The 21,658-nt window shown below is 43.5% G+C and carries 22 protein-coding genes; 5 read left to right on the forward strand and 17 right to left on the reverse strand.

Annotation, left to right across the window (positions count from 1 at the left end):
• Nucleotides 1-18: 18 nt before the first annotated feature.
• Nucleotides 19-318 (forward strand): helix-hairpin-helix domain-containing protein, encoded by a 300-nt coding sequence (locus tag Q8O20_RS04165; protein WP_305530110.1) that lies wholly within the window; start codon nucleotides 19-21, stop codon nucleotides 316-318.
• Here Q8O20_RS04165 and Q8O20_RS04170 read toward each other — a convergent pair.
• From Q8O20_RS04170 to Q8O20_RS04200, 7 genes are all read right to left on the reverse strand, one after another.
• A complete protein-coding gene (locus tag Q8O20_RS04170) occupies nucleotides 315-1,460 on the reverse strand; it encodes an iron-containing alcohol dehydrogenase (protein WP_305530111.1) in 1,146 nt (381 codons plus the stop codon). The two genes, Q8O20_RS04165 and Q8O20_RS04170, sit on opposite strands and share 4 nt — an antisense overlap.
• Before the next feature lie 152 nt (nucleotides 1,461-1,612).
• A complete protein-coding gene (locus Q8O20_RS04175; RefSeq protein WP_305530112.1) occupies nucleotides 1,613-2,626 on the reverse strand; it encodes an HD-GYP domain-containing protein in 1,014 nt (337 codons plus the stop codon).
• A gap of 6 nt (nucleotides 2,627-2,632) precedes the next feature.
• Nucleotides 2,633-4,033: a response regulator gene (locus tag Q8O20_RS04180; protein WP_305530113.1), complete on the reverse strand. Its 1,401-nt coding sequence runs from the start codon at nucleotides 4,031-4,033 to the stop codon at nucleotides 2,633-2,635.
• Nucleotides 4,030-6,183 carry an ATP-binding protein gene (locus tag Q8O20_RS04185; protein ID WP_305530114.1) on the reverse strand — a complete coding sequence of 718 codons (2,154 nt, stop codon included), beginning with the start codon at nucleotides 6,181-6,183 and terminating at the stop codon, nucleotides 4,030-4,032. The genes Q8O20_RS04180 and Q8O20_RS04185 overlap by 4 nt, the downstream gene beginning before the upstream one ends.
• Before the next feature lie 11 nt (nucleotides 6,184-6,194).
• Nucleotides 6,195-6,752 carry an SCO family protein gene (locus tag Q8O20_RS04190; protein ID WP_305530115.1) on the reverse strand — a complete coding sequence of 186 codons (558 nt, stop codon included), beginning with the start codon at nucleotides 6,750-6,752 and terminating at the stop codon, nucleotides 6,195-6,197.
• Nucleotides 6,753-6,831: 79 nt separating this feature from the next.
• Entirely contained in the window at nucleotides 6,832-7,515 is a 684-nt protein-coding gene (locus tag Q8O20_RS04195; protein ID WP_305530116.1) for a response regulator transcription factor, read from the reverse strand.
• Nucleotides 7,516-7,571: 56 nt separating this feature from the next.
• A complete protein-coding gene (locus tag Q8O20_RS04200; RefSeq protein WP_305530117.1) occupies nucleotides 7,572-8,357 on the reverse strand; it encodes a sensor histidine kinase KdpD in 786 nt (261 codons plus the stop codon).
• Between the two features lie 151 nt (nucleotides 8,358-8,508).
• Here Q8O20_RS04200 and Q8O20_RS04205 point away from each other — a divergent pair, with 151 nt between their 5' ends.
• Nucleotides 8,509-9,285: a diguanylate cyclase gene (locus Q8O20_RS04205; RefSeq protein ID WP_305530118.1), complete on the forward strand. Its 777-nt coding sequence runs from the start codon at nucleotides 8,509-8,511 to the stop codon at nucleotides 9,283-9,285.
• On the opposite strand, the gene Q8O20_RS04210 is transcribed toward Q8O20_RS04205, so the two are convergent.
• The 4 genes from Q8O20_RS04210 to Q8O20_RS04225 all read right to left on the reverse strand — a co-directional run bounded on the left by Q8O20_RS04210 (nucleotide 9,264) and on the right by Q8O20_RS04225 (nucleotide 13,085).
• Nucleotides 9,264-10,196 carry a class I SAM-dependent methyltransferase gene (locus Q8O20_RS04210; RefSeq protein ID WP_305530119.1) on the reverse strand — a complete coding sequence of 311 codons (933 nt, stop codon included), beginning with the start codon at nucleotides 10,194-10,196 and terminating at the stop codon, nucleotides 9,264-9,266. The genes Q8O20_RS04205 and Q8O20_RS04210 overlap by 22 nt on opposite strands.
• Nucleotides 10,197-10,201: 5 nt before the next feature.
• Entirely contained in the window at nucleotides 10,202-10,639 is a 438-nt protein-coding gene (locus tag Q8O20_RS04215; protein ID WP_304739221.1) for a hypothetical protein, read from the reverse strand.
• An 81-nt stretch (nucleotides 10,640-10,720) separates the two neighbouring features.
• Complete coding sequence (locus tag Q8O20_RS04220) at nucleotides 10,721-12,289, reverse strand: sensor domain-containing diguanylate cyclase (protein ID WP_305530120.1); 1,569 nt, start codon at nucleotides 12,287-12,289, stop codon at nucleotides 10,721-10,723.
• A 121-nt stretch (nucleotides 12,290-12,410) separates the two neighbouring features.
• Nucleotides 12,411-13,085: a TIGR01621 family pseudouridine synthase gene (locus Q8O20_RS04225; RefSeq protein WP_305530121.1), complete on the reverse strand. Its 675-nt coding sequence runs from the start codon at nucleotides 13,083-13,085 to the stop codon at nucleotides 12,411-12,413.
• Nucleotides 13,086-13,178: 93 nt separating this feature from the next.
• Between Q8O20_RS04225 and Q8O20_RS04230 the strand changes: the two genes are divergently transcribed.
• Nucleotides 13,179-14,015 (forward strand): J domain-containing protein, encoded by an 837-nt coding sequence (locus Q8O20_RS04230; RefSeq protein ID WP_305530122.1) that lies wholly within the window; start codon nucleotides 13,179-13,181, stop codon nucleotides 14,013-14,015.
• Here Q8O20_RS04230 and Q8O20_RS04235 read toward each other — a convergent pair.
• The 5 genes from Q8O20_RS04235 to Q8O20_RS04255 are packed head-to-tail and all read right to left on the reverse strand — an operon-like array spanning nucleotide 14,002 to nucleotide 20,210.
• A complete protein-coding gene (locus Q8O20_RS04235) occupies nucleotides 14,002-14,703 on the reverse strand; it encodes a pseudouridine synthase (protein ID WP_305530123.1) in 702 nt (233 codons plus the stop codon). The two genes, Q8O20_RS04230 and Q8O20_RS04235, sit on opposite strands and share 14 nt — an antisense overlap.
• Complete coding sequence (locus Q8O20_RS04240) at nucleotides 14,681-16,513, reverse strand: ABC-F family ATP-binding cassette domain-containing protein (RefSeq protein ID WP_305530124.1); 1,833 nt, start codon at nucleotides 16,511-16,513, stop codon at nucleotides 14,681-14,683. The genes Q8O20_RS04235 and Q8O20_RS04240 overlap by 23 nt, the downstream gene beginning before the upstream one ends.
• 10 nt (nucleotides 16,514-16,523) lie before the next feature.
• A complete protein-coding gene (locus Q8O20_RS04245; RefSeq protein WP_305530125.1) occupies nucleotides 16,524-17,600 on the reverse strand; it encodes a DHH family phosphoesterase in 1,077 nt (358 codons plus the stop codon).
• 9 nt (nucleotides 17,601-17,609) lie between these two features.
• Nucleotides 17,610-19,802, reverse strand: a complete 2,193-nt coding sequence (gene flhA / locus Q8O20_RS04250) for a flagellar biosynthesis protein FlhA (RefSeq protein ID WP_371131546.1) — start codon at nucleotides 19,800-19,802, stop codon at nucleotides 17,610-17,612.
• A 3-nt stretch (nucleotides 19,803-19,805) separates the two neighbouring features.
• The gene (locus Q8O20_RS04255) at nucleotides 19,806-20,210 is read right to left on the reverse strand and encodes an Rrf2 family transcriptional regulator (protein WP_294896061.1); all 405 of its coding nucleotides are present in this window, start codon (nucleotides 20,208-20,210) and stop codon (nucleotides 19,806-19,808) included.
• Between the two features lie 161 nt (nucleotides 20,211-20,371).
• Here Q8O20_RS04255 and rpsO point away from each other — a divergent pair, with 161 nt between their 5' ends.
• Nucleotides 20,372-20,647, forward strand: coding sequence for a 30S ribosomal protein S15 (gene rpsO, locus Q8O20_RS04260; RefSeq protein ID WP_304742322.1), 276 nt, complete (start codon nucleotides 20,372-20,374; stop codon nucleotides 20,645-20,647).
• Nucleotides 20,648-20,777: 130 nt separating this feature from the next.
• Nucleotides 20,778-21,254 (forward strand): hypothetical protein, encoded by a 477-nt coding sequence (locus tag Q8O20_RS04265; RefSeq protein WP_305530126.1) that lies wholly within the window; start codon nucleotides 20,778-20,780, stop codon nucleotides 21,252-21,254.
• Here the strand turns inward: Q8O20_RS04265 and Q8O20_RS04270 are convergent.
• Nucleotides 21,251-21,592, reverse strand: a complete 342-nt coding sequence (locus Q8O20_RS04270) for an alpha/beta hydrolase (protein ID WP_304742327.1) — start codon at nucleotides 21,590-21,592, stop codon at nucleotides 21,251-21,253. The genes Q8O20_RS04265 and Q8O20_RS04270 overlap by 4 nt on opposite strands.
• Between the last annotated feature and the right edge of the window lie 66 nt (nucleotides 21,593-21,658).

The raw sequence follows: 21,658 nt of genomic DNA on the forward strand, positions 1-21,658 counted from the left end.
GGATACAAAGGTTGTTTCATGAATCCCTCAAAAGTGACCCGAGAAAATGTTGAAAAACTGACCGACCTTCCCAATATCGGCAAAACGGTTGCTGCTGATCTTGCCCGCATCGGCATCATCTCCCCCGATCAGCTCAAAGGGGAAGACCCTTATGCTCTGTATGTTCGCTTTTGCGAAGCGTTCGGCGAGAGACAAGACCCGTGCATGCTTGACGTGCTGATGTCGATCACCGATTTTATGGACGGCGGAGAGGCGCGTGTGTGGTGGGATTATACACCCGAGCGCAAAGTGCGCTACGGGGAGAGGATCAGACTTTAGGCGTTTCGAAGTATTTCGGCAATTGTTGCGGAAGAATATTCTTCCCCCATTCCCCATAATACGGCTAATCCATGCGCATTCTCGGCAATGTCATCGATACGTTCACGCGAAATATTTGCTGCGGACAAGGTGATCGGTGCACCGATAGAGTTAAACCAGTTTTCCAAGGCTGTGATCCCCTCATCCGCAGTATCAAGGGCAAATACTTCTTTGGCAAAGCGTTCAAATTGAGTTGGATTTTGCCCTTTATACCATTTCATCCATGCCGGAATAACAATGGCTAAACCCGCACCGTGAGCGATATTAAAGAGTGCGGAGAGGGCATGTTCGATCATGTGGTTCGGGAAACTCCCCCCTCCTGTTCCGGAGTTTGTCAAGCCGTTTAGCGCTTGGGTGGAAGCCCATGCAAACTCGGCACGTGCATCGTAATTGAGCGGATCTTTGAGGAGGATTTCAGTCGTTTCGATAACCGTTTTGATGATGGATTCGACAAGTCGGGATTGAAAATGGGGATGATCACTGGCGGTAAAATAGACTTCGATCGTATGGGCGATAATGTCGGTTGCCGAATAGGCGAGATATTCCGGGGTGACGCTCATCATGAGTTCGGGATTGATAATTGATATTTTCGGATTGACGAGTACGGAGGCAATGGAGTATTTTTGTTTGGTGGTGTCATTCATGACAACCGAGTTGCCGTTCATCTCACTGGCGGTTGCTGCGAGCGTCATGATTGCATAGACGGGGAGGGCAGCGGTGATAGAGGCTTTTTGAATGAAAAAATCCCATACGTCACCCTCATACAGCGCTCCTGCCGCGATTGCTTTGGCTGAATCGACGACCGAGCCGCCGCCGACGCCGAGAACGGCTTCGAGATTATGGGTTTTTACTATTTCGATCCCGTCATGGACGCGGGAGAGAAGCGGATTGCTCACAACACCATCCAACTCTTCATAATCAATTCCCGCTGCTGCGAGACTCGCGATGACCCGTTCGTACAAACCGTTTTTCTTGATAGAACCGGTTCCGTAGACGAGAAGGAGACGTTTGATCCCTTGTTCGGCAATCATGGCTCCGATATTATTTTCTTTACCGCGTCCGAATTCGATACGGGTAGGGTTGTAATAGGTAAATGTGTTCATAAATTTCCTTGTTAGATATAGGTTACAAGTTTGCTAAACTGGTTGGTTGTTCATTGACACAATAGCCAAACGGAAACAATAAAGCAATACTGTAGGTATTCGTATCTATACCCATGATATTTTTACAGGATTATGGTTAAATCCTTAGAAATTTATCGATGCATTTTGATAAAAATATCGACGAAATGTTCATCAAACTGGCTGCTCATTTCCCGTTTCATTATATGCAATGCTTCAAAACTGGTGTAGCTTTTCCGAAAGCTTCGTTTGGTCGTTAATGCATCAAAGACATCACACATACTCAGTATTCGGGCACCTTTTGGGATAATTTTTCCTCGAAGTCCCTCAGGGTAACCTGAACCGTCTAGTTTTTCATGATGGTACTTGACCCCATTTAAAATATTTGGGGCTAAAATCCCGTTCATTTTCAAAATCTCATATCCATATAACGAATGATTTTTGATGAGTTCGTATTCATCCTCTTCCAAACGGGAAGGCTTTGCCAAGAGGGTGCTACTGATTCGCTTCTTTCCAATGTCATGGACTAATCCTGCGTATGTCAGTTCAATTAATTCTTTACGGCTCATATGAATCGTTTTTCCTATGATCGAGGCAAAAAAAGCGACATTAGTACTGTGCTGATAGACAGAATATTCATCAGGCAGCATCTGTAGAACCAACGGCATAACATTAACATCGGTTTGAAGCGTATCAACAATCTCCGTTGAGCATTGATTCAATGCCTCGGAATTAAGTTTCTCGCCATCGCTATTGAAAAAATAACGCATCAATTTTGCACTGGTCGAATAGACGAATAGGAGTTTTTCTTCCAAAGCAGTGATGGATGAATTTTTTTCTTTGATTGATAATGCGTCTGATATCGGATCAGTTATATCGTGAATAGCATCGGAAAGATTGATCGTGCTGTGGAGCGAACGATAATCGTTTAGTTTGTCTGAATGGTTTTTAAAAACAAAAATTTGATCTTGTTTCATCAATTTTTCTATAAGGGTCTCATCTAAGAGTGTTCCGGCTTTAATGATGACAACGAAGTCATTGTAACGTTTGATATGGATATCAAACGGGACGATTTCTCCTATTACAAGTATGTCGGGAGTGATGGGACTATAGGAATGGGTGAGGGGTAGACGTATTATTTTTTTCATGGATTCTTATTCTAAAATATCTTGATATGTTTCATTAATGGCTAAAAATTTATCAACATTGACTAAAAGAAGCTCCACTAATTTCGGATCAAACTGCTTGGCGCTTTGTTCTTTGAAATAATTCAAAATTTCATCAATCTCCCATCCTCGCTTGTAAACCCTTTTGGCCCCCAATGCATCGAATACATCGGCTATGGCGGTAATGCGTCCGAATATATGGATATCTTCTCCTGCAATCCCTCTGGGATATCCTAAACCGTCCCACCGTTCATGATGCTCATGGGCAACGATAGCTGCCGCTTGTAATAAGCGGCGTGAAGAGTTTTTGAAGAATGAATAGCCCGTTTCGGCATGCGTTTTCATGATGGCAAACTCTTCGTCGCTCAATTTGCCCGGTTTGTTTAAAATATGATCGGGAATTCCTACTTTGCCGATATCGTGCATCGTGGCGGTTGACCATAGGATTTCACATTCAGATGGGCTTAATCCGTACGCAACGGCTAAGATTTTGGCGTATTCGGCGACGCGTCGGACATGTGCCGCCGTCTCTTTGGAGCGGTTTTCCCCCACATTTCCAAGCATCAAGATCAGTTCTTTCTGGGTTGCTTCAATCTCCTCTTTTAATTCGATGAGAGGGGTGATGTCTTTTCGAAGGCTGATGTATTCGATTATTTCATCTTTACTGTTGAGAATAGGGCTGACGACGGCATCAACCACATAGATTTTCCCCTCTTTGGTAATGTTTTTGACAATCCCTCTCCATGGCTGTTTTTGTTGAATTGTTGCCCACATATCTTTATAGAAGGAGGAGGGTACTTCGGGATGGCGAACGATATTATGAGATTTTCCGAGCAGTTCATTATGCGTGTAGCCGCTGATGGCGCAAAAATTATCGTTGGCGTAGATGATACGGCCGCTGGGATCGCTTTTGGTCACAATTGAGCTGAGATCGACAATCTCTTTATACTGTTTGAGGAGTTCTTTGTTTTCGTAGAGCTCGGAAGAGAGCTCTTTTTGGGCTAAGCGCAAATGGAGATGGGTGGTGACACGGGCGATGAGTTCGCGGCGTAAAAACGGTTTTGAGACATAATCGACCGCTCCCGCATCAAAAGCTTTTATAAGACTCTCTTCATCGTTTTTTGCCGTCAAAAAGATGACGGGGATCGCGCTATAACGAGGATCGGCTTTCAACCGTTTACATGTCTCCAATCCATCAAGCAGCGGCATCATCATATCAAGGAGGATAAGATCGATATCATTTTTTTCGACCCTCTGTAATGCCTGCTCACCGTTTGTTGCATATAAAATATGGTAATCATCGATCTCTTTTAGGACATTGGAGACGACTTGAATATTGCGCGGTTCGTCATCGACGACCAATAAGGTCGGTATTACTTTATTGCTCATATTTGGCTCCATTTTTTTTGATTCTTAGGATACTGTTGTAAAGAGTTTTCGACACTTCCGATATTGAAACTTTCGCAATCTTCCCTTAGTGCGGATGCATACTTGATGATTGCCGCAATGTCGAATTCAGACCCTGTTTGTAGCAGTTCATCGGCGAACGCTTCAGCTAATTCGATATCTCCGGATTCTAAAATGGTATTTATTCGGTCTTTAAAGCTTTCAAGTCTATTATTTAGCTCCGCTTGCTGCTGTGGTGAAAGTGAAGAGGAATTGGATAAGCTCTCTTCTTCCTCTTTTTGTTCGTGTTGCGTATTCGGTAAAAAGCGCTGTAGCGTAGAGATTAGTAACGATTTGTTGACCGGTTTTTCGATGATCCCTTCAAATGCATTCAGCAAATGTTCGTAGTCCTCTTTCATAACCGATGCCGTGACGGCGATGATGGGAACGGTATGATTGTCTAGTTCGTTCCGAATATACCGTATCGCTTCACACCCGTCCATACGGGGCATTCTGATGTCCATCAGGATGAGATCGTAGGTCGCTTCTCTGATCATATCGGTCGCTTCAAGGCCATCTTTGGCTTCTTCGATTTCAAATCCGAATTCATGCAAAAATTCACAAAGCAAAATCCGATTTTCTGTTATATCGTCGACAATCAAGATTTTGGCAGGGGAGAAGAGAACCGTATTTTTGCCAAATGTCTCTTCTCCCTCCACGAACAGTGCCTCCGATATTTCGATATCGGCGAGTTTTAGGGTAAATTCGCTCCCCTCATTAAGGCGGCTTGAAAGTGTAATGTCTCCGCCCATCAGCTGTGCCAATTTACGGCAGATAGCAAGCCCCAAACCGGTACCGCCGTATTGTCGGCTGTCTTGCCCCTCGTTTTGGACAAAAGCATCAAAAATTTTCATCTGATTTTTCGGGGTGATACCGATTCCGGTATCTTTGATTATGAATACGAGTTCAATGATTCCTTCTTTAGCTGAAGGGATAGAAAGTACGTGTAGAGTGATCGACCCTTTTGCGGTAAATTTGATAGCATTGGAGATGAGATTAAATAAAATCTGTCGGATTCGAATCTCATCGACAATAACCCATTCAGGAAGATTCTTTGCAATGTCGCAGCTGATTTCGAGCCCTTTTTTCTTTCCGGGTTCGATAAATATAGTCATAATATCCCGAAGAAACGGCTTTAGATGCAACGGGTGCAATTCCACTTTCATATGTCCCGATTCAATTTTTGAAAGGTCTAAAATATTGTTGATCAGAGAGAGAAGGGTTTTTCCGCCATTTTTGATGGCATGAAGATATTGCACCTGTTTGGGTTCTTTAACCTCCTGTTCCAATAACTCCGAAAAACCGATAACGGCGTTGAGAGGGGTGCGGATTTCATGGCTCATGTTGGCTAAAAATTCTGATTTTAGTTGATTTGCCGAGTCAGCTTCTTCTTTAGCTGTTTTGAGATCTTCGGCCATTCCGATCTGTTTGTGAAGGGCTGTTTCCAATTCGCCGGTACGAGAGCGTACCTCCTCTTCCAATGTGATATTAAATCGGCTCAGCCGTTTATTGGAATTATTAAGTGCCTCTTTGGTACGAATCACTTCGATAAACTGCTGGGTTGCATTTTTGATGATATAGGTGAGGATTATTGCTTCAGCAATGACCATTACACCGTGCAAAATGACATATTCTATTCCGCATCCGTAGCTGAAAACCATTACCGGAGTCGTTCCGAATACAATTTGGATCGATTGCATCCAATTGAATACTATATGGTGCGCGAGAATCGCGGCAGCGGCTATGAACATGGGGAGGACATCTTTGTAAATGGTCAAAATAGCCAAACCGATAAAAACGTGAAAGTGCATCTCTATTCGACCCAGATGCTGCTGAATATAGAGGGCGGAAAAGAGGATAATCGCAACGGCTGCGATCAAACGAAACCACAGCGTCCCCCGCAATAACATAAACGCTGCGCCGCATAGAGCCATAATAACGGCACTTCCGGACACTCCGAGCCAGTACGCATCGTAATATCGGGAGGTTATGAAAACAGCGACCAATGCGTGAATAATTAAAATCCACATCATCAATTTGTCGGCTTCGTAATAATGCGATTGAAGCAAGAGGTGTTCTTTCTTATCTAGCAAGGTAAAAGGGATCATAGTTTTAAGATTTCCAAATCGTTGATTATTTGTTGTTCAGGGTAGGGGTGGGTTATATAGATCCGTTTCAAAACATAGTGATTATGTTCTCGGACCAGTAAAAAGAGATTGGATGAGTGGGACATCTCCTCGTTATCTGAAGTAACGGCAAGATTGAAATCACGCTCAAGTTGTTCAACTTCGGTTTTGGTCGCATAAATGCCGTGAAATAGCGGATGAAAACTTTTCGCAAACGGTTCGACCCATTCTCTCGGCTGTGTCGGATTGAGATTGACGAAATAAAAAGGGATATCGGGAGCGTGTTTTTGTATTCGGCGATACATAGGGGCAAAGTCATTGAGGGTCGGGACACAGATGGTTGTACATCCTACGTACCCGAAATAGACGAAAACCGCTTTGGCTTTCTCGTGTTCTAAAAACGGAACGGAAATATCACTCTTATCTATTTTTACAGAATGCCCCTTATCTCCGAAAAGGTGAGCCGTTAACGGGAAAAATATCAATAATGAGAGGATCACTAAAAGGAGGATAACACCTGCGATTTTTTGTTTCAATAGGGACCTTTTACTGTATTTGTAAAAGTGTAGTATAGAAATGTTGGGTCAATGTTGGAGAGAGGTAATCGGTATCTCTTTAGTGAACTGATCCGCTTTTGTCGAGTTTTCGAAGACGGTAACCGACGCCTCGGACGTTGACGATCATCCCGCTTTTGAGTTTTTTCATCAAACGGTGTATCCAATAGCGGATAGTTGAGGGTGCTACCTCTTCATTGTTCCATACATAGTCTTGTATGACATCCGAGCTGACAACATTGCCGATATTTTGAATCAGGATACGCAGTAACAGAGATTCGATTCGAGTCAGTTCGATAGGGGAGTCGTGATAATAGAGTTCACCGCTGATCAGTGAGTAGGTATACCCCTGTGAAAGGAGAAGATAATCATCCTTCCGTTCCGGATTGGAGAGGCGTAGGGCATTATGTATTCGGATGACGAGTTCTTCCATATCGAAAGGTTTTTTGAGATAGTCGTGGCATCCAAGTGCAAACGCTTTTTTGAGGTATTCGATTTCCGCATGGGTTGTGATGATGATAACAGGGGTATTTATAGAGCGTTCCCGAATATATTTCAGAACTTCGAAGCCGTTAAAAGTGGGAACATTGATATCGATTAGGTAGAGGTCGTGCTGCTTCATATAGACGGCGTTTATAGCGCATTCCCCTTCGAAACACGAATCGACCGAAAAACCGAGCCGCATCAACTCTTCAGCAATAAGGGTATTGAAGGCATAATCGTCTTCTAGAAGCAACGCTCTCATAGTGGGTTCCTTTAACTCTCTTGTTGAAGTATAGCTTCTGAATGTTTGATGAGCGTTTATTGGATGAGCGATGGTGGAAAACGGTAGATAAAAGAGCTTCCTTTCCCTTTAATACTTTCAACATGGATAGAGATTCCATTGGCATCGCAGATATCTTTTATAATACTCATTCCAAGCCCCAACCCCTGATGATGGGCATTACCCCGATAGTAAACTTCGAAAAGTCTATTTTGGTCTTCTTCGGACATACCGATCCCGTTATCTTTGAAAGTCAATAGAAGTCCGTTTGATTCTTGAGAGATGACGATGATGATAATTTCTCCGTGCTGTTGCGTATATTTGACGGCATTGGAGAGATTGTTATCGATGAGCCTTTGCAATTCGGTACGGCTCATATGGACCTCATACCCCTCATCGATCTCCATTTCGATCACGATCTCCTTTACGGAGAGCATGGCATCAAAATAGAGAATACGGTCGGCGATAAACTCTTCGATATTGATCCACTCCGCAACGGGACAGAGATATTCTTTACGGGATAAAAATGCGATATCGTCGTAGATGGTTGTGAGAATACGGGCTGAACTTTTTATCATTTCAAGGTTGCGCACATTAGGGTAGTCGCGGATTAATACGGAAATATTGAGTTCAATGGCACTCAGAGGTGTGCTCATTTCATGCACCATTTTTCGGATAAAAAAGTCCTGTTGTTCCTGTAAAATATCCCGCTCTTCCAATGCACGCTGTTTTTGGGTAACTTCTTTTTTCAGTCGACGATTCCAATAGAGTAACATTCCGATCAAGAGAAGAATGATACTGATCGTTAAAAGCGGTAGATCCAATTCAATCCTTTAGTATGATTTCCATGCGTTAGTATACACCCAACATTCATCAAACATATCTATTTTATACTTGCAATATAACGGAGTGCTAGTTAAAAAACGTTTATTAATTCATAAAAACAAAAGTACTTAATGATTGAGGATAGAATAAATGATGAGAAATATACATGAACAGCATGTTTGTATTAGTGAAAAAATTAAAATTAAAATTCAACCGCTCAAAGTAGTCTTTCCCTCATATTACGGGAAACTGTATGCTGAAGAGGCTCATGCACTCAATGTTGAACTGCAGCCTGACGAACTTCTAGATGCTGAAATGTTGAATGAAAATGTTGTCAATCATGTACTTCGATTATCCAACTGTGCAGAGCAGGCGATTGAAGCGATTGAGTCTGAAGATAAAAAAAAGCTCTCTGCCGTTTTGGAAGAGACAAAAGCGTTGCGTGATGAGATTCAAACGCTCCAGCAAATCATATATGAAGATGCCCTGACTAAAAGCTATAACCGCAAATGGTTTGAAGACCATTATTTGAATAGCGATAAACAAAGCATGCGTGATAATGGGGCGATGGTGATGATTGATCTGAATAAGTTTAAAGAAATCAACGATACCTACGGACATATTGTCGGTGACAAAGTACTGGTCCATATCGCAAAAAAACTCAAAGAGATGGGGGGAGATGTCATTCGGTTCGGCGGTGATGAGTTTTTGGTTATGTTCAGCAGCGGCGAGTCGGTAGCTAAGATCGAAGAAAAAATTGATTATATGCTTGTGAACTGCGCAAAAAAAATATTTAAAGTGGATGAGAATACTTTTAAAGTGAGCTTTGCATACGGGATAGCAGCGTTTGAACAAGGCTCTGAACTCAGTTTCGTCATTGATACTGCCGATAAATCAATGTATCGTCATAAAAGATTGGTGCAATAGGTTTCTTTCCTAAAAACCAGATTTTTAAGACTTCGCTCTTCCTCGATTTCGGGGAAACTCTCTAAGTTCTTCAGTCTCTCGACATACCGAAATTCAGGGGCATTTTCACGGAAAAGGGTTTTAATAAACTCACTCTCCAGCTCAGGAGCGTTGAGTGCCGATAAAACGATACACTCCTCTGATGTAAACTCATGGAGTCGGCGGATAATTTTTTCATAATCGCTTGTTGCGGCAAACGACCCTTTTTGAAAGCTAGGGGGATCGATGATGATCAGATCATAGGGACCGCTTTTACGTATACGGCTCCACGATTTGAGGATATTGTAGGGCATAAACTCCACTTGTTTCGTATCAAGGCCGTTGAGGCGGTGGTTATCTCGTCCGATGGTGAGGACGTTTTTATTCATATCGACATTGACGACGGCGTTTGCACCGGCTGCCATAGCCACAACGGAAAACGAGCAGGTGTAGGAGAAGAGATTGAGGATATTTTTTCCCTTTGAATGTTCACGGATAAATTCTCTCCCGATTTTCATATCGGGGAAAAATCCGATGTTTTGGGCACTTTGAAAATTGATACGGTATTTGAGGGTATTTTCGATGGCAAACGTCTCTTGCGGGAGAACTCCCGCAATGAGGGTAGAAGGTGCTGAGGGGAGGTAACGCTGTTGGATAATGAGTGCTTCCCATTTTCCCTTAGCAGTATAGAGATCACGTAACATAGCGATAATAGCCTCTTCTTCATTGTCCGCATCGAAGAGTACGGCAAACAGCACTTTGTCCACGCTGTCAATAGTGAGAAATCGGTAGGCTCCATAGGTATTGCCCCGTCCGTGAAACAAACGGGTATACTCTTCGGTTACGGTGTGTGAAGCGGTGATTAATAGCTGTCGGAGATCGTCTAAACGCATTGGGTTTAGACTTTGAGGTCGAGTAAATTTCCCCGTTTCTCTTTGTCCATATCCAGAGAAGAGGGGTTGAGTGTAAGATATTCTTGCAGCGCTTTAAGAGAGTTTTCCTCTTCCTTGGAATCGGGTGGATAGAGCTTTGTTAAATCTCTAGAGAGTGATTCACCCGAGAGAGTATTTCCGTCGCTGTCGTGATAAACACCTGCCGCACGCATAAATCCGATCGTCACGATCCCTTTCGCGGCTTGATAATTTTCAGAGCTGAGGAAGGTATTATAAAGTTTCCGTTCAGCTGGATTCAGCTCTTGGGAAATCAGACTAAAATCATCTTTGAGCTGGTCTATTTCTCCCGTTTGTGATATCTCTTTATAAGAGGGGGGAGACGAATATGAGGATGAGGCAAAAGGGTTTGAAAATGGATAGGAGTTGTTCGTTTGAACCTGCATTTGCACTCCTTATAGTTATATTACAAGGTTAATAGCAAAAAACAGTCCAAAATAGGAATCTATAGTTGTGTAGGAGGATATTTAAATAGTTTGAGTATCTCTAAAATGGTACACGCGGTTTTTACCCTCTTTTTTAGCGTGATACATTGCCTGATCCGCTTGTTCAAAAAGCATCTCTTTACTCATCCCCGTATCATGCTTTGATAGGCCTATACTAATCGTTACTTGAGGAATCTCACCGTAAGTTGAGGAGGCTACTGTTATGCGGATACGTTCAGCAAACATCTGTATGGAGTGATCATTCTCAGAAATACTCATAATAATAAACTCTTCTCCTCCCCAGCGGATCAGTATATCTTCAGGACGAATAGCCTCTTGGACAAGGGATGCAATCTTTTTAAGGACACTGTCTCCTTGATGGTGACCGAATGTATCATTGATATGTTTAAAATTATCGATGTCGAATAGAAGTAGATAAAGGTTATGTTCTTTATCGATTCTTTCAATCAAGTTCTCATAAAAAAGATCACATTGATTTCGATTAAAAACATTCGTGAGTTTGTCTTTTGTAGCCAGTTCACGAAGAGCATTCTCCATCGCTTTTCTTTGGGTTATGTCTCGACCCGTAGAGAGATAGTTGGTAACTTCCCCTTCGTCATTTTTGATAGAACTGATTGTTTTTTCTTCATGATAGAGAATGCCGCTTTTATTTTTATTGACAAAATCGCCATGAAACTGTTTTCCGTTCTCTAGCGTCTTCCATAATCCGTCATAGAAGGTATTATCGTGAAAACCTGAACGCATGATCGATGTTTTTTGCCCGATAAGTTCGTTTTGCTTGTACTTAGAAAGTTCTTCGAATGCCGGATTGACATATTCAATAATACCGCTTTTATCCGTAATACATACCGCATCGCCTGTCTGCATCAGTGCATTGGAATATTTTTTGAGTTGTTGATCGACTGCATGGCGTTTCATAGCATTGATGATCATTTGAGCGGCGAACATAAGGATTAGAAGTTCATCGTGGTGAAATTCCTGTGTCGAAAAAGTTTGAAAACAGATAAAACCTTCGAGTATTTCTCGCGAAAACATCGGAAGGATAAGAATACATCCATTCTTTACGTTGAACATTTTGATTAAGTGCTGATCCGAATCTTCATTTTGACAAAAAAACAAGCTTTGTTTGTGTTGCAACTTGTCGTTTAAGTAGGCCGTATCTTCTTGAGTAATCGTATCGGGGAGAAGTAAAGGATATTTATCATTTTTGATGTAACGGTGGTATTGTCGATACAATGTATTGTTTAATTCGTATATGGCTCCGACAGAAATGTCGTTAAAGGCATCTGAAGCAACTTTCAAAACTGATTCGAGCTTTTTGTCGAATTCATGGTCAATATTATCGATAAACTGATTGGAAAGATGGAGCATCGATTCTTCCAGTTTCTTTTGACGTATAAAAACCGCTTCAATCGGGCGTAATACGAAGTGGTAGATAAAGGGAGTACTTAATAACGCGAGTAAAAATACATCAACAACTAGTTCTATAAACGGCGGGAGTAACACAAGAAAGTGGAATGACGTCATCAAGATAAACTCTATCGTGGCGACTATGATTATTAATTTTACAAAAATTGTTTTAAAACTCATATTGTGTTCTTTTTCTCTGTCAAAATGGGGAAACAGTTATAATTTTTTAGAATATGATTATAGAATATTGTAGCAGATTGTAGTGGTGAAAGTTCTTAAAAATGGGGCTAATCATACAATATTAAAAATGGTCCCATGGCTGATTCCAAACGTCGAGTTGCGTTTTACACGCATCACTGAGAAATCGATCCCCCTCATCGGGAGGTAAAACAAAACTGAACTCTTCATCGTTCAAACGAAAACGGAGTGCATAAGCGTGCAGATACCCCCTCTCTTCTTTGCGTGCTTCATCGCATGCCGCGTAGCGTTCATCACCCGCGATAGGAGAGCCGAGGCTTTTGAGTGCGACGCGGATTTGATGGGTTTTCCCCGTATGGGGTTTGATGAGAAAAAACCGCTCATGAGTGCGCAGGGCACAGCTGATAAACTGGGTGATCGCGGGATTTTCCATCGTGGTGAGGAGTTTATAGTCCCCCCGCCTTGCACTTGCCATGTCCCCTTTGATCCACCCCATTTTTTTCTTCGGTTTGCGCATTGAGAGTGCGAGATAATATTTTTCGATTTCGCGATTTTCAAACATCTTCCCAAACTGTGCGGCGGTTTCGGAGTTTTTGGCGAGGATGACAAGCCCTGAGGTCATCTTGTCGAGTCGGTGAACAGGGAAGAGGGGGATGCCGAGCTGTTGGGAGACTTGCACGACAAATCCCGCTTCTTCTTCGGAGTGGAAGTTGACACCTGCGGGTTTAGAGGCGATGATGAAGACATCATTTTCAAAAATAAGGGCAATTTTTTCCATGTGAGAGTTTATCCAATCTACCCTTTTGCTCAAGCAGATCAGGGGAATATTTTTTGCTTAAAAGGAGAAACACATCAAGCGGAGTATCTAACAATGCGGATATTTACCAATAGAACCATGATTTTGATCCATGCTAGACGTGATACTATACAAGAGAAAGTGATTGTGGATTTTGTAAATCGTCACTTCAAATACAAGGTTCAGGGCGAATCAGGTATTTTCATCCATCACTGCAACGAAGAATTCATCAACAAAAAAAGGTTCTTTCATTGGCTATATTGGAACTATCAACAGATGCAAGGCAAAGACCCTCGCGATTTAAGAGCAGAAATCGAATCAAAACCGCAGCGCCCGATAAAGATCAATTGGATAGAAAAAGCCAATATTATTACGAATATTCCGATTTCAATCGAGGTTATCAACACTATTTATTTAAAATTTACTTTTAAACAAGAGAATGCTGCAACGTATATGCATAACTTTTTACGCGGTTATTTTAGAACCCATATCATTAGCCTTGAGGAGAATAGAGATCACTATCTCGTTAAAGTTGATAATGAGATTGTTAAGGAAAAACTTCTCGCACTTTTAAAGCGTACCCGCATCATGCAGTATTACGTCAGTTTTACCTATAATCAACAGCAAATCTCACAACTCCTTGCAGCTAATAATCCCTTTATTCCTCAAAAAGAGAGTGAACAAATAAAAATAGATAAGGCCTATAAACTGCTGAATGTCTCACCTGAGGAAGATCTTTCAGAGATCAAAAAAAGATTTAAAAAGCTTCTCTACAAATATCATCCCGATAGAGTTTATAACCAAGGTCAAGCGCTTATCGAGAAATACACGATGACTTTTCAATCGATCCAGAGTGCATTTGAAACTATCCAAGCGGATAAAAACGCTCAAATAACTCTTAGAGCATCGTAAGGCGGTATTCCCCCTCTTTTAAACCTTCCAGTCTCAATTCCCCAAACGACGAGCGGTGCAGTGCCGTGACATGATTTCCTACCGCTGCGAACATCCGACGTACCTGATGGTATCGCCCCTCGGTGATTTCTAATGTCACGTGTGTCTCATCGATTATGGTAAGTTTGGCAGGGAGGCAGGGGCTTTTTTCACCGTTTAACATCAATGTTCCCGAAGTGAATATTTCTCCTTCATTTCCTTTTAGCGGCCGATCTAGAGTTGCTTCATATACTTTGGGTACTTTGTGTTTGGGGGAGGTGAGGCGGTGGAGTAACGCTCCATCGTCGGTGAGGAGGAGCAATCCGCTCGTCTCTTTGTCGAGCCGTCCGATGGTGGAGATTTTCGGATCACGTAGTCTCCATCGCGCTGGGAGGAGATCGTAAACAAGTCTCCCTTCCCCCTCATCGTGGGAGCAGACAAGTCCGAGCGGTTTATTCATTAATATCACGATCCCTGTAGGCGGATCAAGCGGTTCGCCCTCATACAGAATTTCCTCATGAGAGACTTTGGTATCGCTTTTTAAGGGGAGATTAAGGGTATGGGTAATGACACCATCGCGTAAAAGAGCGGAAACCTCTTTGCGTACGCAATATCCCAGCGAGCCGAGGAGTTTGTCGAGGCGGACTTTAGAGGGTTTCGAGTTTTTCATCGGTCTCTTGGGTAATTCGCTCAAATTCATTCGTAGCGATTTCGAGCCGCTCAAATAGCTCTTCGATCATCTTCTCATCGCTTGCGACTTGTTTAGATACGTCCATCAGTTTACCGCTTTCCCCTTGGTTAGAATAGACGATGAGCTGCTCATGTGCCGTTTTCACTTTATCCTCAAGACTCATAATCGTATTCTCGCAGTAATCGATCTCTTTTTTGAGAGGATTAAGGAGACGGGAACGCTCTTGAATCAGTTCGGCACGCTGCTGTTTCTGCTCTTTTTTATTACTATTTTGGGTCACTTTTGGAGGTTTTGGGGCGTCGGATATCTCTTCGTCCCATCCGATTTTCTCCAAAAAGTCATCGTAGTTTCCATCAAAAAATTCCGCTCCCCCCTCTCGGAAGATGATGAGTTGATCGGCTAACTCACGCAATAGCATTTCGGAGTGGGTGACGATGACGACGGAACCCTCGAACCGTTTGACTGCGTCACACAGCGAGTCAATGGACTGCATATCGAGGTGGTTGGTCGGCTCATCGAGGAAGAGGAGGTTGGCAGGGGTCGCGATAATCTTCCCCAGCATAACGCGGCTGCGCTCTCCCCCTGAGAGGATAGAGATTTTTTTATCGGCATCGTCGCCGCTGAACATCATCGTTCCGCAGATGCCTCGAATACGAACATTTTGAAGCGTATTGTCGGCACTTTGTATCTCTTCGCTGATGGTACGATTTTTATCAAGACGATCGATGTTCGTTTGACCGAAATGGGCAATGGCGGTGGCGGGGTGGGTCAGTATTTCACCCTCGGGCGTCAGTAACCCTGCGAGAGTGTTCAGGAGGGTTGATTTTCCTTTACCGTTTTTCCCGATGATGGCAAGGCATTTGTTTTTTTCCAAAACAAAGGAGAGCTTTTCAAACAGCGGTTCATTGGGACGGTAGCCAAACGATAGGTTTTTGACTTCCATCGTGATTTTAGAGGGGGTAGGGCGGTAGGAGAAGGAAAAACTTAAATCTTTTTCACCTTCCAGCGACTCCATGATCCCCATTTTATCCAGCTCTTTTTGTTTGGATTGTGCCATGACTGCCGTGGAAGCACGGGCTTTATTTCGGGCGACAAAATCGATAAGTTCTTCACGTTTTTTGTCGTGATTTATTTTAGTTTTGAGGTAAAGTTCATCTTCACTCTCCATCATCTCATAATATTTATGGCTATTGCCTTTTATGATAGAGATACCTCGGCGGCGTAATCCCATCGTATGGGTAGTGACCGAATCCATAAAATCACGATCGTGGGTGATGAGGATCACTTCTCCCTCAAACGATCTTATAAACGATGCCAGCCAGCGCAGAGAGACGATATCGAGGTAGTTGGTCGGCTCATCCAGTAAGAGGAGATTCGGTTCGGTGACGAGGAGTTTGACGAGGTTGAGGCGGATTTGATACCCTCCTGAGAAACTGAGGGGATCTTTTTCCAAATCGTCCTGTGTAAATCCCAGACCGAAAAGGATTTTCTCAACGCGATAGACCTCATGCTCCATGTCCCCCGTGAGAACTGAGGCACACTCTTCGCGTACCGTTTTATGGGTGAAGTGGAGGTGTTGACGGAGCGTACCTATGCGGTAATTTTTCGGGATGATGATTTCGCCGCTATCATAAGGCTCTTCATCAAGAATGATCTTAAAGAGGGTTGATTTACCGCTTCCGTTACGTCCGACAAAACCGACTTTGTTTCCGGCATTGAGTTTGAGGGTGAGATCCTCAAAGAGGATTCGGGTGCCGTAGCTTTTGGTGAGGTTATTGATTTGAATCATAGAATAAAAATTATCCCTCTATTTTGTGGGGGAGTTTACCGGGCATCGCCTCTTTATTGGAGAGCATATCTTCAATTTGACGTTTCACTTTATCGTAGCGAAATTGCTCTTTGAACCCTTGGATTCGTCCGCCCGCCGCGTTCGGATGACCTCCGCCGTTGGCCCATTCTCCTGACATCATTGCTACATCGACTTTGTCATGACCGCGCAAGCTCATCGTTCCGCGTGTGCTTACATCAACGATAAAATCAAAATCAGGAAATGCGGTGAGAAATCCGTTGCCGATAATCGAAGTATTTCCGAGTCCGTAGCTCAAAAATCCTCTCCACCCTTTGTAATAGATCGTCATAGTCGAGCGTTTGGTTCCCAGCAGTGCCACGATGTATTTGGTCGAAAGATTATCGAGAGTATTGTTGGCCTCGTCTTTAAAGAACTCTTTTTTCATTTTATGAAGTGATTCATCCAAGACGATGTTCGCTTCGGGGAGAAATCGCATCGTTGCCGCCTCTTCGAGCATGGCGAGTTTGTAGGCGCGATCTTCATCACCGAACATGACGCGGCTAAGCTCTTTGGCGTCGGAGATGAGACGCATACACACTTTTCCGTATTCGAAATCATCCTCTTCATCTTGGTGCCAGAGATCGACGGCATTGACCACTTTGACAAACGCCTCTAACCATCCTCCGCCATGTAATCCGTAATGCTCCATTGCATACTCATAGACGATTTTAGTGGCGCATCGTTCGGTATCGAGGAAATACCACGGGTATTGGGCCGCCGTATCTTTACCGCTTCCATGGTGATCGAGGAGGGTGATAGTGATCTCCCATCCGCCCTCATTGAGACGGTTGACTTCGTTGTTGAGCCATCTGGCTTCATCGGGATAGAGGTTTAGATCGGTGATAAGGATAGTCGCGGTTTGTTTGCTTTTTTTGATCGTATCGATAATCTCTTCGAGGCGATCCATTACTTCGGCACCGTAGTTGGCGTTGTAGCTGAACATGGTGTGGGGCGTTTGTGCCATGACGAGTTGGCAGCTGTAACCGTCGAGATCGATGTGAGAGAGGTGGTAAAACGTTGTGGTCATGAATATATCCTATTTAGTATCTAATGTGATGGAACCGAGTACTTCGAACTTCGCATTCGAATCGATTTCGGCGTGGGAGAGGGTGACGATATCGAGGCTGAATCGCTCATAAATCTCCGCCAACGGACGACGGAGTTTCGGATCGACGATAACGATGATAGGGGATATCCCTTTTTGGAGAAGTTCGGTTGCTTTGAGGCTTGTCGCTTGGATAAGGCCGTTGATCTCTCCGACATTGAGGAGGAGTTGGCGTGTGCCGTCACGCTCTTGCGATTTCTCCAGCATCATCTGCTCGCTCATCGTATCAAACGTCAACAGTTTGATAATACCGTCAGGGCTAGTATAGAGTTGGGTAATGATACGGGAGAGTTTAGCACGGACGTGTTCGGTGATGATATCGACACTTTTGGTATATTCCGCGACATCGGCCATCGTTTCGAGAATCGTGATCATATCTTTAAGAGGGACACGTTCGTGTAAAAGTGCTTTGAAAACACGTTGAATAAGACCGATATTGGCCACTTTAAGAAGATCATCCACCACAACCGGATAGTCGTTTTTGATTTTCTCGATAAGTGCTTGGGTCTCTTGACGGGTAAGAAGCTCTTCAGCGTGGCGTTTGATGAGTTCACTCATGTGAGTTGAGATGACGGTAGCCGGATCGACGACGGTATAACCGTTGATAATGGCATCCTCTTTGAGAGAAGGATCGATCCACAGTGCATCCAGACCAAATGCCGGCTCTTTCGTCGCTTCCCCTTCGATTTCCCCCATTGCCATACCGCTGTCCATCGCGAGATAGCGATCGGGCTGGATGAGACCGTCCCCGATATTGACCCCTTTGAGAAGGATCTCATACTGCGTCGGTTTGAGATGAAGGTTGTCACGGATACGCACCTGAGGCATCAAAAAGCCGAAATCGGAGGCGATTTTGCGGCGCATGGATCGGATACGCTCTAACAAATCTCCCCCCTGTGCACTGTCGGCCAGACGGATAAGCTGATATCCGAGGGTGAGCTCAAGCATCTCAATTTTGAGAATATCTTCAAGTGCCGCTTCTTCCTCTTTTGCGATCTCTTCGTTTGATTTTTTACGCGGTGCGGATGAGGAACCACCTTCTGACGTTCCTGAATCTCCCGTAGCAGGAGAACCGGGTTTGTTAATGAGCGGAGCGGAGGTGAGGACGAGATCCCCTTTTTCGTATTTATACAGAGCGTATCCCAATCCGGCAAAGATAAGCCCTACAAATCCTAACGAGAAGGTCGGTAATCCCGGAACCGCAGCGAAAAGGAGCATAATGAATCCGACGATGATCATAACGCGGGCATTCCCCATCAACTGGTTGATACTGCCCTCGGCGAAGTTTCCGCCCGTATCGCTTGAACCGCGCGTGATCATAATACCCGTTGCGGTAGAGATGATCAACGCAGGTACTTGTGATACGAGACCGTCTCCGATAGTGAGAATGGTATAGGTATGCGCACTCGCACCTACATCGAGATCGAATTGGAAGATTCCGATCAAAAATCCGCCGATAATGTTGATGAGGGTAATGATGATCCCTGCGACGGCATCCCCTTTGATAAACTTGCTCGATCCGTCCATGGCTCCGTAGAAGTTGGCATCTTGCAAAATCTCCGCACGGCGTCGTTTAGCTTCGGCTTCTTCGATAAGACCGCTGTTGAGATCGGCATCAATCGCCATTTGTTTTCCGGGCATTGCATCGAGGGTAAAGCGCGCTGCAACTTCGGCGACGCGTCCTGAACCTTTGGTGATAACCATAAAGTTGATCAAGACCAAGATGGTAAAGACGATAACCCCTATGACCATATTCCCGCCGACAACGAAGTTTCCGAAACTGGTAACGATATCACTGACCGCTTCGGGTCCCTCGTGACCGTGACTTAAAATCATACGGGTCGTTGCGATATTAAGAGCCAGTCGAAAGAGGGTAATAACGAGCAAAAGGGTCGGAAAAGTGGTCAAATCGGTCGGTTTTGGGATGTAAAGAGAGATTAATAATATGAGAACCGACAAGGCAATAACCACTGCAAGGAGAAAATCGAGCATTCCGCTTGGGAGCGGGACAATGATAATCGCCAAAATAGCCATAACAAAAAAGACGACACTAAGGTCGCGTGAGGCGAAAATGGCCGATAATACCGTTTTGATGTCAGGGGTTCTATTCTTTGCTTTTGCCAAACATTACTCTTCTAAAATAGCTTCGAGGGTCAGAATACCTAAAAAAGCGTCCACTTTTCCCTGCAATCGGTTCAGAAACGGCCATAAACCGCAACTCATCGCTTTGTTTGAGGGACAATCTTCTTGGGAGGGGGAACAGCTAAATACCGCAGGACTTTTCCCCTCCGCCGCTTCCATCACTTCCAATACGGTAATATCACGGCTGTGACGGGCAAGTTCAAATCCTCCGTTAACCCCTTTGTAGGAGTTGAGAATCCCTTGACGTGCAAGGGATTGGAGGATTTTTGCCAAAAAGCTTTTGGAGATATCGAGTTCGCGAGAGAGGGTATCCGCATCGAGAGGATGACCCGCTTTGGCTAAAACGATCAGTGACAACAGTGCGTATTCACTCGCTTTAGTCATAAGCATCTAAAACATCCTCCGGTATTAAAAAGGTTATTATAGCTAAAAATAATTAGAGGCTACTGCTAGATAAATTTAGCGTAAAATAGAAAAAATTCCGCTATAATTCCGACCCTGCTTGAACGAATCGTCTTTCAAGTAAATTAACTACCCATCAGGAGGCTATTATGGCTTTAGATACGGCGAACAAAACGCAAATTATCAAACAATACCAAAGAACTGAAGGTGATACCGGTTCAAGTGAAGTGCAAATTGCACTTCTTTCAACTCGTATTGCAGCTCTTACAGAGCACTTGAAAATTTTCAAAAAAGACCATTCATCACGTCTTGGTCTTTTAAAATTGGTTGGTCAACGTCGTCGTTTGATGCGTTATTTGAAACGTACAAACCGCGAAAGCTACAACAAATTAGTTACTGATCTCGGTATCCGCGACAATATCTAAGTTTTTCTTCGATTCTTTCCCCATTCGGGGAAATCCTCTTTAATCTTCCATTTTTATATTTTCTTCTCTATAAAAGATATACGATACAATAATTATATCCGTTACATTTTCCAATCAAAGGAGAGGACAAATGATAGACGACAATCAAACACCTAAAAAGTCTAAATTCCCTATTTTGATACTGTTTAGTGTGATTACTATAACGGTTATAGCCGCGTTGCTGGTCTATTCAGAGTTTGAGAAAAGAGAGACGAAAGAGATGCAGGGGCTTTATCATACAAAAATTCAAACGATAAAAACCTATCTGAACGAAGGCAATTGTACCCAAGCCGCTTTTGAATACGCTGAGGCTAAAGTGATGCGAGAAGATATTGTAAGCAGAGGGCTCTATTACAGTATAAAATCTCACGCGAAGCAGGCGTATGAGATAGAGATCGCAGAGTGCTTTGCCAATCGTAAAGAGTTTGAGAACGCGATAGGGATGCTCCATATCGAAGAGAACAATGACCCTGATTATCTCTTAAGAGCTTCCGTCATTTTTAAAAACTCAGGGGATTTATCCACAGCCCAGAAAGCAAAATCAAAAGCAGAAGAGTATACTCATTAAACGTCGTGATGATAGTGTTCTAATACTCTCTTGTACTCTTCATAGACTTGTTTTGGGGTCAGTGAGCTTTTATACATTTTCAGGATTTGACGGATAAAGTCGATAGGGTATTCGATCGACAACCCTGCATTGCGCGCATAAATTTTGGCCAATGTTTCGTACATCCCCTCATAGACTTCAGGCTCTTCTTTTTTGAGACGCTCCAAATTCTCTTCGGCTTGGATCAGTTTTGCGTCGTTGAATTCGCCCCGTTCGTTGATTGTTTTGCGAACTTCCACATACTCTTTGAGACTTTTGCGGTTGAGAACATAGTCGGTAAAAGTTTCGATGAGTGACATAATTACTCCTTTAAAAACATAATCGATGCAATTATTGTACGCTTTATGCGTAGCATCAGTGTAGCA

It is taken from the genome of Sulfuricurvum sp. (assembly GCF_030691015.1).
In the GTDB taxonomy this organism is placed as follows: domain Bacteria; phylum Campylobacterota; class Campylobacteria; order Campylobacterales; family Sulfurimonadaceae; genus Sulfuricurvum.